This is a genomic window from Streptomyces sp. NPDC004284, from assembly GCF_042874035.1.
GTDB lineage: Bacteria > Actinomycetota > Actinomycetes > Streptomycetales > Streptomycetaceae > Streptomyces.
In genome coordinates, this window is sequence record NZ_JBIAMJ010000024.1 from 85266 (window position 1) to 100816 (window position 15551).

Annotated in this window: 14 protein-coding genes; 8 read left to right on the forward strand and 6 right to left on the reverse strand. The window is 74.0% G+C overall.

Annotated elements, in window-relative coordinates; all coding sequences use genetic code 11:
• The first annotated feature begins 302 nt into the window (after positions 1 to 302).
• A complete protein-coding gene (locus ACFYUS_RS36835; RefSeq protein WP_388862270.1) occupies positions 303 to 1751 on the forward strand; it encodes a nucleobase:cation symporter-2 family protein in 1449 nt (482 codons plus the stop codon).
• A 92-nt stretch (positions 1752 to 1843) separates the two neighbouring features.
• Positions 1844 to 2563: an aspartate/glutamate racemase family protein gene (locus ACFYUS_RS36840; RefSeq protein ID WP_388862272.1), complete on the forward strand. Its 720-nt coding sequence runs from the start codon at positions 1844 to 1846 to the stop codon at positions 2561 to 2563.
• 16 nt (positions 2564 to 2579) lie between these two features.
• On the opposite strand, the gene ACFYUS_RS36845 is transcribed toward ACFYUS_RS36840, so the two are convergent.
• Positions 2580 to 3188 carry a hypothetical protein gene (locus tag ACFYUS_RS36845; RefSeq protein WP_388862274.1) on the reverse strand — a complete coding sequence of 203 codons (609 nt, stop codon included), beginning with the start codon at positions 3186 to 3188 and terminating at the stop codon, positions 2580 to 2582.
• 131 nt (positions 3189 to 3319) lie between these two features.
• Here ACFYUS_RS36845 and ACFYUS_RS36850 point away from each other — a divergent pair, with 131 nt between their 5' ends.
• The 3 genes from ACFYUS_RS36850 to ACFYUS_RS36860 all read left to right on the forward strand — a co-directional run bounded on the left by ACFYUS_RS36850 (position 3320) and on the right by ACFYUS_RS36860 (position 7330).
• Positions 3320 to 4279 (forward strand): fibronectin type III domain-containing protein, encoded by a 960-nt coding sequence (locus ACFYUS_RS36850; protein WP_388862276.1) that lies wholly within the window; start codon positions 3320 to 3322, stop codon positions 4277 to 4279.
• Between the two features lie 96 nt (positions 4280 to 4375).
• Positions 4376 to 5491, forward strand: coding sequence for a hypothetical protein (locus tag ACFYUS_RS36855; protein ID WP_388862278.1), 1116 nt, complete (start codon positions 4376 to 4378; stop codon positions 5489 to 5491).
• Positions 5492 to 5542: 51 nt separating this feature from the next.
• Positions 5543 to 7330 (forward strand): hypothetical protein, encoded by a 1788-nt coding sequence (locus tag ACFYUS_RS36860; RefSeq protein ID WP_388862280.1) that lies wholly within the window; start codon positions 5543 to 5545, stop codon positions 7328 to 7330.
• Positions 7331 to 7339: 9 nt separating this feature from the next.
• Here ACFYUS_RS36860 and ACFYUS_RS36865 read toward each other — a convergent pair whose 3' ends face one another.
• From ACFYUS_RS36865 to ACFYUS_RS36875, 3 genes are all read right to left on the reverse strand, one after another.
• The gene (locus ACFYUS_RS36865) at positions 7340 to 8485 is read right to left on the reverse strand and encodes a GDSL-type esterase/lipase family protein (protein WP_388862282.1); all 1146 of its coding nucleotides are present in this window, start codon (positions 8483 to 8485) and stop codon (positions 7340 to 7342) included.
• Between the two features lie 252 nt (positions 8486 to 8737).
• Positions 8738 to 10360 (reverse strand): malate synthase A, encoded by a 1623-nt coding sequence (gene aceB, locus ACFYUS_RS36870; protein ID WP_388862284.1) that lies wholly within the window; start codon positions 10358 to 10360, stop codon positions 8738 to 8740.
• A gap of 226 nt (positions 10361 to 10586) precedes the next feature.
• Complete coding sequence (locus ACFYUS_RS36875; protein WP_388862286.1) at positions 10587 to 11201, reverse strand: NTP transferase domain-containing protein; 615 nt, start codon at positions 11199 to 11201, stop codon at positions 10587 to 10589.
• 187 nt (positions 11202 to 11388) lie between these two features.
• Between ACFYUS_RS36875 and ACFYUS_RS36880 the strand changes: the two genes are divergently transcribed.
• Complete coding sequence (locus tag ACFYUS_RS36880) at positions 11389 to 11709, forward strand: DUF5955 family protein (protein ID WP_388862288.1); 321 nt, start codon at positions 11389 to 11391, stop codon at positions 11707 to 11709.
• 7 nt (positions 11710 to 11716) lie between these two features.
• Here the strand turns inward: ACFYUS_RS36880 and ACFYUS_RS36885 are convergent, their stop codons facing one another.
• A complete protein-coding gene (locus ACFYUS_RS36885; RefSeq protein ID WP_388862290.1) occupies positions 11717 to 12343 on the reverse strand; it encodes a response regulator in 627 nt (208 codons plus the stop codon).
• Positions 12340 to 13518: a sensor histidine kinase gene (locus ACFYUS_RS36890; RefSeq protein ID WP_388862292.1), complete on the reverse strand. Its 1179-nt coding sequence runs from the start codon at positions 13516 to 13518 to the stop codon at positions 12340 to 12342. The genes ACFYUS_RS36885 and ACFYUS_RS36890 overlap by 4 nt, the downstream gene beginning before the upstream one ends.
• Before the next feature lie 112 nt (positions 13519 to 13630).
• Between ACFYUS_RS36890 and ACFYUS_RS36895 the strand changes: the two genes are divergently transcribed.
• Together ACFYUS_RS36895 and ACFYUS_RS36900 are read left to right on the forward strand one after the other, a co-directional pair.
• Positions 13631 to 14707, forward strand: a complete 1077-nt coding sequence (locus tag ACFYUS_RS36895) for an ABC transporter permease (protein WP_388862294.1) — start codon at positions 13631 to 13633, stop codon at positions 14705 to 14707.
• Complete coding sequence (locus ACFYUS_RS36900; protein WP_388862296.1) at positions 14704 to 15384, forward strand: ABC transporter ATP-binding protein; 681 nt, start codon at positions 14704 to 14706, stop codon at positions 15382 to 15384. Before ACFYUS_RS36895 ends, ACFYUS_RS36900 begins: the two co-directional genes overlap by 4 nt.
• Positions 15385 to 15551 lie beyond the last annotated feature (167 nt).

The window sequence follows — 15551 nt, forward strand, 5'->3', positions numbered from 1 at the left end:
ACGGCCCTCGGTCGGTCGCCGCGGACCCGAGCGGGGTCCGCGGCAGCCCGACCGGGTGGTGCCGTACGTCTTCGGCGTACGGCACCACCCGGGACGGTGAAGCGTGCCCGCACCCCCACACCGGGCACCCGTCCCCGCGCCGCACCCCTCCGCGGCACCGCTCCACCCCGGAACGCGCCGCACCCCTTCCGCGGCACCGCTCCACCCCGCAACGAGCCGCACCTCCTGCACCTCGCACCGCATCGCACCACCTCCCTGAACCCCGCGTCGCCGCCGACGTGTAACCGACCGGAGGAACCGCCGTGGCCGCCAAGCCCCAGGTTCGCAATGCACCAGACGCAGGCTCCGCCCCCGAAGACCGCGAGAAGCATCCGGTCGACGAGACGCTGCCCCCACTCAAGATGCTCACCAGCGGCCTCCAGCACGTCGCCGCCATGTACGCGGGCGTCGTCGCCCCGCCCCTGATCGTCGGAGCGGCCGTCGGCCTCTCCGGCACCGAGCTCACCTTCCTCACCGGCGCGAGCCTCTTCACCGCCGGCCTCGCCACCTTCCTCCAGACGCTCGGGGTCTGGAAGATCGGCGCCAAGCTGCCGTTCGTCAACGGCGTCACCTTCGCCGGTGTCGCGCCGATGCTGGCGATCGTCGACACCACCAAGGACAAGGCCGACGCGCTGCCCGTGATCTTCGGCGCGATCATCGTCGCCGGACTCCTCGGCTTCGCCGCCGCCCCCTTCTTCTCCCGGCTCGTGCGGTTCTTCCCGCCGGTCGTCACCGGCTCCGTGATCACCCTCATAGGCGTCTCCCTCCTCCCGGTCGCGTTCGGCTGGGCCCAGGGGCCCAACCCCAAGGCCGAGGACTACGGTTCGACCACCTACCTCTCGCTCGCCGGCATCACGCTCGTCGTGGTCCTGCTGCTCCGCCGCTTCACCCGGGGCTTCCTCAAGCAGGTCGCGGTCCTGGTCGGCCTCGTCCTCGGCACGCTCATCGCCATACCCTTCGGGGTCACCGACTTCTCCCCGGTGCGGGAGGCCGACATCGTCGGCTTCCCGTCCCCCTTCCACTTCGGCGCCCCGCAGTTCGCCCTCGCCGCGATCGTCTCCATGTGCGTGGTCATGCTGGTCTCCATGACCGAGTCGACCGCCGACATGCTGGCGCTCGGCGAGATCGTCGAGCGGCCCGCCGACGCGAAGACCATCGCGGCCGGACTCCGGGCCGACACCCTCGGCTCCGCGCTCAGCCCGCTGTTCAACGGCTTCATGTGCAGCGCCTTCGCGCAGAACATCGGCCTGGTCGCCATGACCAGGATCCGCAGCCGCTTCGTCGTCGCCTGCGGCGGCGGCTTCCTGGTCCTCTTCGGCCTCTCGCCGGTCGCCGCCTCGCTCATCTCGGTCGTGCCCCGGCCGGTCCTCGGCGGCGCGGGCGTCGTCCTCTTCGGCTCGGTCGCCGCCAGCGGCATCCAGACCCTGGTCAAGGCCGGCCTGGAGAAGGACAACAACGTGCTGATCGTGGCCGTCTCGCTGGCCGTCGGCATCATCCCGATCACCAAGCCGGAGTTCTACCACGCCTTCCCGGCGACGGCGCAGATCATCCTGGACTCCGGCATCTCCACCGGCTGCGTGGCCGCCGTCCTGCTCAACGTGGTCTTCAACCACCTGGGTCGGGGCCGCGACGCCGACGAGGTCACCGCGCCCATGGAGCCCGGCGGGGAGATCTCCGGCACCGCCTCGGCGAAGGCGGCGCACGCCCACTGAACCCGCTCCTCGTCCCCCCGCCCGCCCCGGTCCCCGCACACGCCGCGGGGCCCGGGGCCACGGCGCGTTCCGGCCACCGGAGGCCGGGGACCGTGGTCCTGATCAACCCCAACACCTCCACCGCCACGACCGCGATGATGACCGCCCTCGCCCGCCGCGCCCTGGGCCCCTCCCTCCCCGTCCGCGGCGTGACCGCCCCCCGCGGCCCCCGCATGCTCACCGACCCCGCCGCCCTGCGGGCCGCCGCCCCCGAAGTCCTCGCCACCGGCCTCCACGTCCTGACCCAGGGCGACTGCGCGGCCCTCCTCGTCGCCGCCTTCGGCGACCCGGGCCTGGCCGCGCTACGGGAGGCGACGGGAGCGGCCGGGATGCCGGGGGCGCCCGGGATGGCCGGGGCGGCCGGGGCGGCCGCGCCGGCGGGTGCGACCGGGATCCCCGTCGTCGGCATCGGCGAAGCCGCGCTGCTGGAAGCGGCCGCCGGTGGAACCCCTTTCGGCATCGCCACCACCACCCCGCTCCTCGCCGACGCCATCGCCGAGCGCGTCACGGCCCTGGGCCTCGTGGACCGGTACACCGGACTCCGGCTCACCGGGGGCGCCCCCGAACGCCTCTCCGCCGACCCGGCGCTCCTCCTGGACCGACTCGGTCGCGCCGTCCGGGCCTGCGCCGAACGGGACGGGGCCCGGGCCGTCGTCATCGGCGGAGGCCCGCTCGGAGAGGCGGCCGAGGAGCTCCGGGCCCGCTGTGAGGTCCGGGTCGTCGCCCCGATCCCGGCGGCATGCCGCACGATCACCCGCTTGCTGACGGCCTGACAGCGGGCGGCGGCACTCACCGCTCCACCGCGATCCGCCGCCGGCACTCCTGGGCCAGCGCGGGATAGGCGGCGGCGATCGCCTCGTACAGCCGCCGCCTCAGCAGCCGCTCGGCCTCGCCCCGGCCGGTCTCCCCGTACAGCCCGTCGAGCAGCCACTCGTACCGCGAGAGGGCGTGCCGCAGATAGCTCACCTGCCACCGCACCAGCGCCCCGGCGGGCGCCGCCGCCTCGGACGGGGCTCCCTCCCGCCGCGGCCCGGGGCTCCGGGCCCCCAGCAGGTGCCGGTGCCGCACCGCCCGCCGCTCCAGCTCGGGCCCGGGCAGCAGGGGCACCTCGATCGGCTCCGCGCGGATCGCGGTCAGGACGGCGGCCCGCCGCCGCTCGGCGTGCACCCCGGAGGCCGAGGCCCGGGCCCGGCAGCGCGCGGCCGCCCCGGCGAACCCGGGCGTCCGCTCCACGGTCTCCACCCGGGCGAGGAGATAGAGCCGCACCGGCGCGAGGGACCAGCGGCGCGGATCGCGCCCCTGCACATCGGGCGTGCCGAGCAGGTCCCGCACCATCGCGTCGGTCCAGCCGCGCCGGCGCACCCCGGCGAGCGTCACATAGGTCGTACGGTCCGTCATGATTCCCCCAAAGTCGACTACGGAGCGTGACGATTCCAGTGAAGCGCACCCCACTGACAACGCCCCCTTGCCCGATCCCGGCCCCCTGTGCGATATAGGTCTGGACCTTTTCGACGGACGGAGGCCGGCCCGTGCAACGCCCGCTCGCCGCAAGCCTGTTGACCGCACTCACGCTCACCCTCGCCGCCTGCGCCGGCACCGCGGCCCCCGCTCCGAAGGACACCCGGGCACCCACCGCCCCCACCGGAGTCACCGCCGCCGCCGGCAGCGCGAGCACCGTCCACGTCATGTGGAGCGCGGCCACCGACGACCGCGCCGTCACCGGATACGCCGTCTACCGCGAGGGCCGCAAGGTCAAGGACCTCCCCGCCACCACCCTGATGACCGACGTCATCGGTCTCGCCCCCGCGACCCGCCACCGCTTCACCGTCCGCGCCCGCGACGCCGCGGGCAACGTCTCGCCCCCCAGCACCACCGTCACCGCGACCACCCTCCCCGCCACCGCCGAGGACCGCACACCCCCCACCACCCCGACCGCCCTCCGCGTCACCGCCGACGGCAACCGCGCCGCCACCCTCCACTGGTCCCCGGCCCGCGACGACACCCGCGTCACCGCGTACGACGTCTACCAGGCCGACACCCGCATCCACACCGTCCCCGGCACCGCCACCACCGCCCGCCTCACCGGCCTGCGCCCCGGCACCGCCTACGCGTTCACCGTCCGAGCCCGAGACGCCGCCGAGAACTCCTCCCCGGACAGCGCCCCGGCCGACCTCACCACCGCCCCGTCCCCGGGGGCCCCGCCCAACACCGCCCCCAGCGACCTCACCGCCACGGCCGCCGAGGGCGAGATCACCCTCACCTGGACCCCGCCGAAGACGGGCGCCCCCGTCACCCACCACGAACTCCACCTCGACGGCCGCTTCGCCACCACCATCGTCTGGGGCGCCACCCCACCCCCCGGCCGCGCCACCTACACCTTCCAGGTCCAGGACCCCCCGGGCACCCGCTACACCCTCACCCTCCGCGCCCAGCTCCCGGACGGCACCTGGGGCGACTTCTCCGCGCCGCGAACGGTGGTGGTGCGCTGAACTCCACGCCCCCTGGCCGGAATCGCCCCCTTTCGCCGAGACCCGCCGCCCCTCACCCTGCGACCAGGGGATGCGACGGGCCGCTGGGGGGCGCCGATGTCCGAGCCGATGACCGAGCCGATGTCCGAACCGCTCTACGTACCCGCCCTGCCGGCACGGCTCGGCGCGCTCGCCGCCTACGACCGGCTGGCACCGGACGTACGCACGCGCGTGGCGCCGCTCTGGAGCGTCCCGCCCCGGGTCGGCGGCGCCCGCGCCCTGGGCACGCGCCCGTTCCGTCCGCTCGACCCGGACCCGTCCGCACTCGCCTGCCACCTGCGGACCGCGCTGCGCCGCCTGACGGTCGTGCAGCGCGGTCTGCCCGCCTGGGTGGACGCCTTCCACGCGGAGGACGAGCCGTGGCACCTCGTCACGGAGTTCCGGCACGGCCTGGCGGGGACCCCGCTCCGGCCGGTCACCGGTGTCGAGCGGGACGTCCGGCAGCAGGTGGCGACCGCCGAGGCCGCCCGCGCGAGCGGAAACGGTCTCGGAGTCCGGGTGTTCCTGCGCACGCTCCCCGACGAGCGGTTGCGGGACGAGGTCGGTGTCCTCGTCGAACGGATCGGGTTCGCGCGCTGCCCGGTGGACCTCCTGCTGGACGTGGGAGGGGTCGTCGACGAGCACTGGCCGGCGGAGAAGTGGGCGCTGCGCGCCCTCGGCCTGCTCGGCCCCCTCCACCACTGGCGGACGACCGCCGTGCTCGCCGGCTCGTTCCCCCGGACGTTCCCCGAGGGCTACGGGGCTCCGCTCGCGGAGGCCCAGCGGTTCGACTGGGACCTCTGGCACATGCTCGTCGACGGACCCGAACGGCCGCGCGCACGCGTCACCTACGGCGACTACGGGGCCGACCACACCGGAGGCGTCGACCGGCCGAGCACCGCGGGCGGCGGCTCTCCCTGGGGCGTCGTGCGCTACACCACCGACCGCACCTTCCTCCTGGGCCGGGTGCCCGCCCAGGGGCCCGACCACGCGGAAGCGGTCCGCGCGCTCGTCCGGGAGATCGTCGAAGCGGAGGACTTCCGGGGAGCGGGGTTCAGCGAGGGGGAACGCTGGCTCGCCTCCTGCGCGGACGGATCGGGAACCGCCGGAGCGGGCACCCCCGCCGTCTGGCTGCGGGCCGGCCACGTCCAGCACATGGCCCAGGTGGTCCGCGGCCTGCGGCGACACTCCTGACCCATGGCCCTTGCCCGCCGGAACCGGCCCCCCGGAATTACCCTGGGAAGCGTGGCCGGGACCGTTCTCACCAACACCGGGCTCGACAGCTTCCTCGACGGAGCGCCCGAGCATCATGACCCCGCGTTCGCGCGGGCCGCCGAAGCGGTCCTGGGGCTGCTCGCGCTGCGGGGCGCGGACCGGGCGACAGGGCTGCCCGAGCCGACGCCGGGGCTCGTGCGACAGCTCCTCGTGGAGGACCTGCCGACCTTCGTGTACGCGCCGCCCGGGGAGCTCGCCGCCTATCCGGCCGTCCTCGGAGTCCTCGCCACCCGTTTCGACGGAGGGCGGCACGAGCGGATCGCGGTGGCCGTCGCCGAGTCCGCGCCGGACTTCGAACGCGCCATGAACGACCCCGGCAACCTCACGTGGCACCGCTGGTACGCCTCGCTCCTGCGGACCGTCGGCGCCGACCTCGCCGACCCCGAGGACGTACGGCGCAGGCTCGCCGCCCTCGACGGCGCGCCGCTCCCCGACGGCGTGCACCGCGCCCACCTCATGGGACGGACGGCCCTCGCGGACGTCCTGCTCGCCGAGGCGCTCACGCGCGCGTACGTACGGGACGCCGAGACGCCCCCCGCCTCGGGGCCGCTGCTCACCGACCACGACGTCGCGACCGGGATCGGGCAGCTCGCCGCCGCCCTCCAGGACCGCTGGACCGCCGCGGGGCTCGCCGAACAGCTCGCCGGCCCGTACGCGCGGTTCGCGCCGGGACCCGACGCCTTCCCGCACCTCGTCCTCGCCGACGCCCTCCTCGACGAGCACCTCGACTACTACGGGGACCCCGCGGCCCCCGCGCCCCCGCCGCCCGCGATCGAGAGCGGGCCCGTCGAGGAGGACGCCGACATCCTCATCGCCGCCGTCGAGGAGCTCGCGGAGGAGGAGTTCGAGCCCTACGGGGGCGAGGCGCCGCACCTGCTGTACGCGGTCTACCAGCGCGGCTGCTCCGCCGAGTCCGTCGCCCGCAAGGCCGCCGAGTACGAGGACTGGGCCGTCGACCCGGACCTGGAGGACCTGCCCGTACCCGTACCGGACGCGGCATCCGACACGTACACCGTCCCGCCCCTGGCGGAGCTCACGCGCCTCCTCGGCACGGCCGAGCCGACCGAGGACGACCGGGCCCGGCTCGAAGGACCGGCCCGCGACCTCGCCGCGGTCCTCGACCACCTCGCCGCCACCGGCCTGGTCTTCCGCGCCGGAGACGCCTTCGGGCTCACCCCGCGCGGCGCGGGCGTCGTCCGCTACCTGCTCGGAGTGCGCGGGGTCGCCGCCCCCGACGCCGCCGAGGCCCTCGCCTGGACCGCGCCGGACGTGGTCGCCGCCGCAGGGGGCTGGTCCGCGTCCGTCGCCGCGCGCGTACTGGCCGCCTGGCTCCGCGCGCGCGTGGACACCGCCGACGCCTGGTCCCAGCTGCTCGCGGCCCTCGGCACCGTCCACGCCGGCACCGAGGAGGCGGCCGCCACCCGCGGTCTCTTCGCCGTCCTGGACACGGCCGGCGCACCGCCCGAGGCCCTGCGCGGTGCCCTCCGCGACCCGGTCATCGGCGCGTACGCCCTCGACGCCCTGCGGGAGCGGGGCGAGGAGGCGGACCCGATCCAGGTGCGGACCTCGGCCCGGGCCCTGCACGTCCTGGACGCGCTGCCCGCCAAGAAGGGGCCCCTGGAGTCCCGCCGCGCCGCCTTCGACACGGCGGCGGCCGCCTGGCCCGGCGGTTCCGCCGCCCTGGTCCGCGCGATGGCCGCCGCGGACCGGCACGAGACCGAGCGGGTCCTCCGCCCGCTCGGCATCGCACTCCCGTGACCGTGACCGCTACCCCGCCGTGAGGTACATCCCCGACGGCCCCGCCCCCGCCGTGTTCCGGCAGCTCTGGTTCCCCGTCGGGCGGGCGTAGACCAGGGCCAGGCAACGGCCGAGGCCCTGCTGGCCGTAGGCGTTGGGGTGCATCGACTCCTGGACGAGGCCCTGCGTGCTCTGGCTGTCGATCCAGCGCGCCCACTCGCTCGTCGTCGCCGACGGCGGCACGGTCGCCGTCACCTGCTTGCTCGCCTTCGCGCAGACCTCACGGCCCTGGAGGGCGTTCCGCAGGTCCAGGAACTGCACGCCCTTGGCCGTGGCGACCTCCTTGAGACGGTCGGCGACCTGCGGGACCAGGGAGTCGCGGGCCCAGTCGGAGTCGGCGTTCCAGAAGGGGCAGCCACCGGTGTTCGTACGGGACCAGCCGCTCTCCGCGTACCGGTTCTCGGCGGCGCGCGGGATGGGGGAGGGGTACGACTGGAGGACGATCCGGTAGTCGGAGGCGGCGTATCCGGCGGCGGTCATGACCGCCCTGATCTCGTCGATGGACCGGCCGACATCGGCCATCACGCCGTCGATCTTCGCGTCGACCTCGGCCTGCTGGTCGTCGTGGCAGTACGAGTACCAGACGATGTAGTCGGTCGCGCAGGTCGAGATGATGTCGGCGAAGCCGAGGTCGTTGCCGCCGATGGACAGCGCGATCAGCTTGACGTCGTTGGCGGCGGCCACCGCCGCCAGCTGGTCGGCCTGGGGTGCCTCGCCCTTGTAGGCCTCGCCGCCCTGGGAGGCGCGGAAGACGTTCTTCGTGGTCGCCCCGGAGCAGGCGAGGTTGATGAGGGAACTCGCGATCGGACCGGCGCTCTTCACCTCGGAGGTGTCCGAGCGGTCACAGCCGCCGGCGGTGGCGCCGTACACCCGGGACGGGTCGTACGCACTGCCCGTCCAGGCCCGGTCGGTGCCGTTGCGGCTGCCGGAATTGGTCAGGCTGTTGCCCTGCCAGCGGCCGGCCTCGCCGGAGATGTAGCTGTCGCCCATGGTGACGACGGCGGTGGGGCCGGCGCCGGGCGCGGCGGCGGCTGTCGGGGCGGCGACGGAGGCGAGCCCGGCGGCGGTACACAGTGCCAGGAGTGCGCGCAGCGCACGGTGGGGGGTCGAAGGCATGGCTGTGCTCCTGCGGTATGCGGTACGCAGTGACGTGGGGGACAGCCGCCGGCCGGTGGCATGGCGGAATCTCGCACGGCGTGGCTTATTACCGCTAGGTAGCTGCATATCTCGGTTCCGTCACGTCGCCTGTGCGATCACAGGAACGACGGCAGGGCCCCGCCGCCGGCGCTGTGCGACACCGGGGGCGGGGCCCTGCTCAGGTTGCTGTCGGCGGCTGTGCGGGCAGCCGAATCAGCCGTACGGGTCGGGTCAGCCGACCAGCTGCTCGTACGCGGGGAGGGTCAGGAAGTCCGCGTAGTCCGCGTCCAGGGAGACGTGCAGGAGCAGGTCGTGGGCCTGCTGCCACGTGCCGGCCGCGAAGGCCTCCTCGCCGATCTCGGCGCGGATCGCGGCGAGCTCCTCGGCGGCGACCTCGCGGGCGAGCTCGGGGGTGGCGGTCTTGCCGTTCTCGAAGACGACGCCCGCGTTGATCCACTGCCAGATCTGGGAGCGGGAGATCTCGGCGGTGGCCGCGTCCTCCATCAGGTTGAAGATGGCGACGGCGCCGAGGCCGCGCAGCCACGCCTCGATGTAACGGACGCCGACCTGGACCGCGTTGCGCAGGCCGTCGTACGTCGGGTGGGCGTCCAGCGAGGCGATGTCGATGAGCTCCGGGCCCTCGACGTGGACGTCCTCGCGGAGGCGGTCCTTCTGGTTCGGCCTGTCTCCGAGGACGGCGTCGAAGGAGGCCATCGCGATCGGGACCAGGTCGGGGTGGGCGACCCAGGAGCCGTCGAAGCCGTCGCCGGCCTCGCGGTCCTTGTCGGCCTTGACCTTCTCGAAGGCGACCTTGTTGACCTCGGCGTCCTTGCGGGACGGGATGAACGCCGCCATGCCGCCGATCGCGTGCGCGCCGCGCTTGTGGCAGGTGCGGACGAGGAGTTCGGTGTACGCGCGCATGAACGGGGCCGTCATCGTGACCGCGTTGCGGTCCGGCAGGACGAACTCGGCTCCGCCGTCACGGAAGTTCTTGACGATGGAGAAGAGGTAGTCCCAGCGGCCCGCGTTCAGGCCGGCGGCGTGGTCGCGGAGCTCGTAGAGGATCTCCTCCATCTCGTACGCGGCCGTGATGGTCTCGATGAGGACCGTGGCGCGGACGGTGCCCTGCGGGATGCCGACGTAGTCCTGCGCGAAGACGAAGATGTCGTTCCAGAGGCGGGCCTCCAGGTGCGACTCCGTCTTCGGGAGGTAGAAGTACGGGCCCTTGCCGAGGTCGATCAGACGCTGGGCGTTGTGGAAGAAGTAGAGGCCGAAGTCGACGAGCGCGCCGGGCACCGGGCGTCCGTCGAAGGTGAGGTGACGCTCCTCCAGGTGCCAGCCGCGCGGCCGCATGACGACCGTGGCGAGCTGGTCGGCCGGCTTCAGCGCGTACGACTTGCCCGACTTCGGGTCGGTGAAGTCGATGTTCCGGGTGTACGCGTCGATCAGGTTGACCTGGCCCAGGACCACGTTCTCCCAGGTCGGCGCGGAGGCGTCCTCGAAGTCGGCCAGCCAGACCTTCGCGCCGGAGTTGAGCGCGTTGATCGTCATCTTGCGGTCGGTCGGGCCGGTGATCTCGACGCGGCGGTCGTTCAGGGCCGCCGGGGCCGGCGCGACCTTCCAGGAGTCGTCGGCGCGGATCGCGGCGGTCTCCGGCAGGAAGTCCAGGGTGGACGTACGGGCGATCTCGGCGCGGCGCTCCGCCCGTCGGGCGAGGAGCGCGTCCCGGCGCGGGGTGAACCGCCGGTGCAGTTCGGCGACGAAGGCCAGGGCGGCCTCGGTGAGCACCTCCTCCTGACGCGGGAGGGGCTCGGCATCGACGACGGCCAGGGGCGACGGCGCTGGTGCGGACATGAACTGTCACTTCCTTCAGCGGACTTCACGGGCGGAGCGAGGCGGCCGCCGGGCGTCACGGGGCGGCACGGAGTGCCGCAGGCGCCGAGATACGGCCGCGAGCGCCCTCTGAACTAGCAGGGGCTTCTGAACAGTGGATACTAGTTTCCTCATGGTGGAAGTTCAATGGTTTGTTGATGTCGAGATTCTCCGGATCGACAGAACATGGCGCTCGGTGCCAGCCCGTTCAATCCAGGTGGGACAGATCCGCCTCCGTGTCGATGTCATAGGGCTCGGCCACATCCGAACAGTCCACCAGCGTGATCGCATCCCGGTGCGCCGCCAGATAGTCCCGCGCCCCCCGGTCGCCCACCGCCCCCTCGGCGATCCCCGCCCAGCGGTCCGCGCCGAACAGCACCGGATGGCCCCGCTTCCCCTCGTACGAGGCCGCCGCGAGCGCGTCCCGCGCGTCGTACGCCGCCCGGACCCGCGCCACGGCCTCCGTCCCGATCCCCGGCTGGTCGACCAGGAGGACCAGTGCCGCGTCCACGTCGCGTGGATCGGCGGCCAGGGAGGCGAGCCCGGCCCGGAGGGAGGAGCCCATGCCCTCCGGCCACTCCGGGTTGTCGACCAGCACGCACCCGGGCAGCTCCGCCCGCTCCCGTACGGCGTCGGCCGACGCCCCGAGCACCACGTGCACCACCTCGCACCCGGCCCCGCGCAGCACTCCCACCGCGTACTCGACCAGCGGTCGCCCCCGGTGCGGGAGCAGCGCCTTGGGCCGCCCCCCGAGCCGCCTGCCGCCCCCGGCGGCGAGCAGGAGTCCGGCGACGACGGGGGGGCGATCGTGTGTCGTTGTCATGGGGACTGCATACCTCATGAGGCGGAATCACACGGTCGCCTGAATTCCGTACACCAAGGGTGGCGCGGTGGGGTGGCGAAGGAGTTAACTGACCCGCGACTCACGGCGCCCGACCGCCGTCCGGGGGGTCGGCTCGGAGTGTTCGTCGTACGGAGTTCTGCGCACAGTGCTGTGCGGGGGGAGAACCATGTTGCGAGGCGTGGGGCAGAGGCGAGTGACCGGCGAGGGTGTGGACCCCAGGGTGGAGGGGCTGCGGTCCGCCGTGTCCCGACTGCGGCGTGAACTGGCCGCGCACCGGGTCGAGTTCGCCGACCGGGGGATCGCGGAGAACGAGCTCGCCGCGCTGGACGCCATGGCGCTCAGTGGCGACCCCGAGGTGCGGCGGCTGCGCCGTTCGCTGCTGGTCATCGCCGGGTGCGTCGGCTCCGTCAGCGCGCTCGCCGAGGGGCTCGCGGGTGTGCGGAGGGCCGTGGAGCTCTTCGGTCCCCCGCCGCCGCCCGGCGCCTGACCGCCCGCTAGCGCCTGATCAGCCGGCGGGCCGTCGCCGCGGCCACCGCCGCCGTGCGCGAGTCGACGCCGAGCTTCGCGAAGATGTGCACGAGGTGGGACTTGACCGTGGCCTGGCTGAGGAACAGGGCCTTGCTGATCTGCTGGTTGGACAGGCCCTCGCCGACCAGCTGGAGGACCTCCAGCTCGCGCTTGGTCAGGGCCTCCGCGGGGGTCCGCATCCGGTCCATGAGGCGGTGGGCGACCGCGGGGGCGAGCGCGGACTGGCCGGCGGCCGCGGTCCGGACCGCGGCGGCCAGTTCCTCCGGCGGGGCGTCCTTCAGGAGGTAGCCGGAGGCTCCGGCCTCCACCGCGGCGAGGATGTCGGCGTCCGTGTCGTACGTGGTCAGGACCAGCACCTTCGGTCCGCCCGGTGTCGCCGTGATCGCCGCCGTCGCCTCCGAGCCGTGCATTCCCGGGCCGAACTGCAGGTCCATCAGGACCACGTCGACGTCCCCGGCGGCGGCCAGTTCCACCGCGCGCTCGGCCGTGGCCGCCTCCGCGACCACGGCGAAGTCGGGCTCGGTGTCGAGGACCGCGCGCAGGCCCGCCCGTACCACCGGGTGGTCGTCGGCGAGGAGGAGTCGGATGGTCATGCGGAGGCTCCAGCGGGGAGGGGGAGGGAGACGGCGACGGCGGTGCCCTGGCCGGGCGCCGCCTCGACGGTGAACGTGCCGCCCAGCGACTCCGCGCGCGAGCGCATCGCCGGAAGCCCGAAGCCGCCGTCGGAGGAAGGGCGTACAAAGACGGGGTCGAAGCCCTGGCCGTCGTCGACCACGTCCAGGGTCACCGACGCGTCCATGAAGGAGAGGGTGATCTCGGCCCGCGAGGCCGAGGCGTGCCGCACCGTGTTCGCCAGCGCCGACTGCGCGATCCGCAGCAGTGCCACCTCGTACGGGGTCGGCAGCTCGACCGGCGTGCCGCTCACCGAGAAGCGGACCCGCGGCCCCGCCCCCGGGGTGACTCCGGTGACGGGCTCGCACAGGCGCTCCAGGGCCGCCGCGAGGGAGCCGTGCTCCAGGTCCGGCGGCGAGAGCGCCCGGACGAAGCGGCGCGCCTCCGCCAGGTTGTCCTGCGCCGCCTCGCGCGCCCGGCCGATGTGCCCGGCGGCGGGGGAGTCCGGCGGGAGCACCCGCTCGGCCGCCCGTAGCAGCAGCTGGATCGAGGACAGGCCCTGCGCGAGCGTGTCGTGGATCTCCCGTGCGAGCCGCTCCCGCTCGGCGAGCGTCCCCGCGTGCCGCTCCGCCGCCGCCAGCTCCGCCCGCGTCGCGATCAGCTCCTCGATGAGCCGCCGCCGCCGCTCGCTCTCCCGGTACAGGGCCTGGTAGCCGAGGACGGTCGCCACCGCGACCGCCGCGCCGAGCAGCGGCCCGATGAAGACCCCCGGGTTGAGCGGGGCGCCGTGTCCCACGTACGAGAGGATCGCCGCGCCCGCCGTCAGCGCCACCACCGGCAGCGACCAGCGCACGGGCAGCAGGTGCAGCTGGAGGAAGTACAGGGGGAAGGCCAGCCAGAGCGCCTCCGGGGTGGACCAGAGCAGCACGAGCCAGGACGCTCCGAGCACCGCCAGCCAGACGGCGGCGCCCCGCTGCGTGTTCCGCACGGCCGGCAGGTACGAGCCGGCCGCGTAGACCAGGCCCGTGACCACCGCCAGCACCGTCCCGGTGGTCGAGTGCGCCTGGACCGCCGCCAGGACGAGCAGGCCCGCCATCAGGAGGTGCAGACAGAGACGCAGGGCGCGGAGGGCGGGGGTGAGCGAGCGTGGATCCATGATTCCTCCAGCGTAGACAGCGGGAGACAATCCGGACTCAACCGAAAGTTTGATACCGGAGCAATCCGTGGCGCGATGCCCGCGGGGCACCTCACGGACCACTCTGGTCAGCATGTTCGTGGCATGGAGAGACCTGAGATTCGCCAAGGGGCGTTTCACCCTCATGGGCACCGTGATCGTGCTGATCACCCTGCTCGTGGGATTGCTGTCCGGGCTGACCGCCGGACTCGCGCGAGAGAACATCTCCGCGATCACCGGCCTGTCCGCCGACCGGCTGGCCTTCGCGGCTCCGCCGTCGGGGCAGTCGGCCTCCTTCACCAATTCGACGGTGACGGAGAAGCAGTGGGGCGGATGGGCGAAGCAGCCCGGTGTGACGGAGGCCGACCCGCTCGGCATCCGTACCCTCAACGCCGTCGCCGGGGAGCACACCGCCGCGGTCTCCGCCTTCGGTTCGGAGCCGGACGCGGGTCTCGCTCCCGAGAAGGTCGGCGCGGGGAAGGTCGTCCTGTCCGAGTCGGCCGCGGAGGAGCTGGCCGTGAGCGCCGGCGACACCGTCCGCCTCGGCCAGCTGGAGGTCACGGTCACGGCCGTCTCCGGTGACGCCTCGTACAGCCACACCCCCGTGGTGTGGACCTCGCTCGACGACTGGCAGAAGGTCGGCCACAACGGCACCACCTCGGAGGAGGAGGCCACCGTCATCGCGCTGAGCGGCGACGGCGTCGACTGGGCCGCCGGCGACAAGGCCGCCGGCACCGAGGCCCGCACCCTCGACGGCGCGCTGACCGCCATAGGGTCCTACCAGTCCGAGAACGGCTCTCTCCAGCTGATGCGCGGTTTCCTCTTCGCCATCTCCGCGCTCGTCATAGGAGCCTTCTTCACCGTCTGGACCATCCAGCGCAGCGGTGACGTCGCCGTCCTCAAGGCGCTCGGCGCCTCCACGCCGTACCTCCTCAAGGACGCCCTCGGGCAGGCGGTCCTCATGCTCGCCGCCGGCACCCTGCTCGGCACCGCGCTCGCGGTCGGCATCGGCGCCCTGGTCAGCGGGGGGAACGTGCCCTTCGTCCTGGAGCCGCTCACGGTCCTCGGCCCGGCCGGCGTGATCATCGTCCTCGGTGTCCTCGGCGCCGCCCTGTCCATCCGGCGGATCACCGCCGTCGACCCCCTCACCGCCCTCGGGAGCGCCCGATGAGCCTCGTCCTCGACACCGTCACCCTCACCTACCCCGACGGCGACGGCCGGCTCACCGCCCTCGACGCCGTCTCCCTCACCGTCCCCGCCGGTACGCTCACGGCCGTCGTCGGCCCGTCCGGCTCCGGCAAGTCCAGCCTGCTCGCGGTCGCCGCCACCCTGGTGACCCCGGACTCGGGCCGGGTCGTCGTCGCCGGTACGGACACGGCGTCGCTCACGCCGGCCGCCAAGGCGGAGCTGCGCCGCGAGCGCATCGGGATCGTCTTCCAGCAGCCGAACCTGCTGCCCTCGCTGAGCGCGGTGGAGCAGCTCCAGGTGATGGCCCATCTGTCCGGGCGCGCGCCGAAGGCGTTCCAGGGCCGGGCCATGGAGCTGCTCGACGCGGTGGGCCTGGCGGACCAGGCGCACAAGCGGCCGCACCAGCTGTCGGGCGGTCAGCGGCAGCGGGTGAACATCGCGCGGGCGCTGATGAACGAGCCGTCGGTGCTCCTCGTCGACGAGCCGACGAGCGCCCTGGACCACGAGCGGGGGGCGGCGGTCATGGACCTCCTGGCCACGCTGACGGTCGAGCGGCAGACGGCGACGGTCCTCGTCACCCACGACCGCGCGCACCTGGCCCGTACGGACCACACGGTGACGGTCCAGGACGGGCGTCTGACGGAGTCGGTCGACGCCTGAACCGCCCGGTGCTCCCGGTCCGTGTGACGGACCGGGAGCACCGGGCCCGGGGGGGGGGGGGCCCCCCCCCCGGGGGGGGGGGCCCCGGCCCCCCCCCCCCCCCCCCGCGGGCGTGTGCCGACCGGGAGGGCCCCCGCCCCCCCACCCAGCCGCGCGCCCAGGACCGG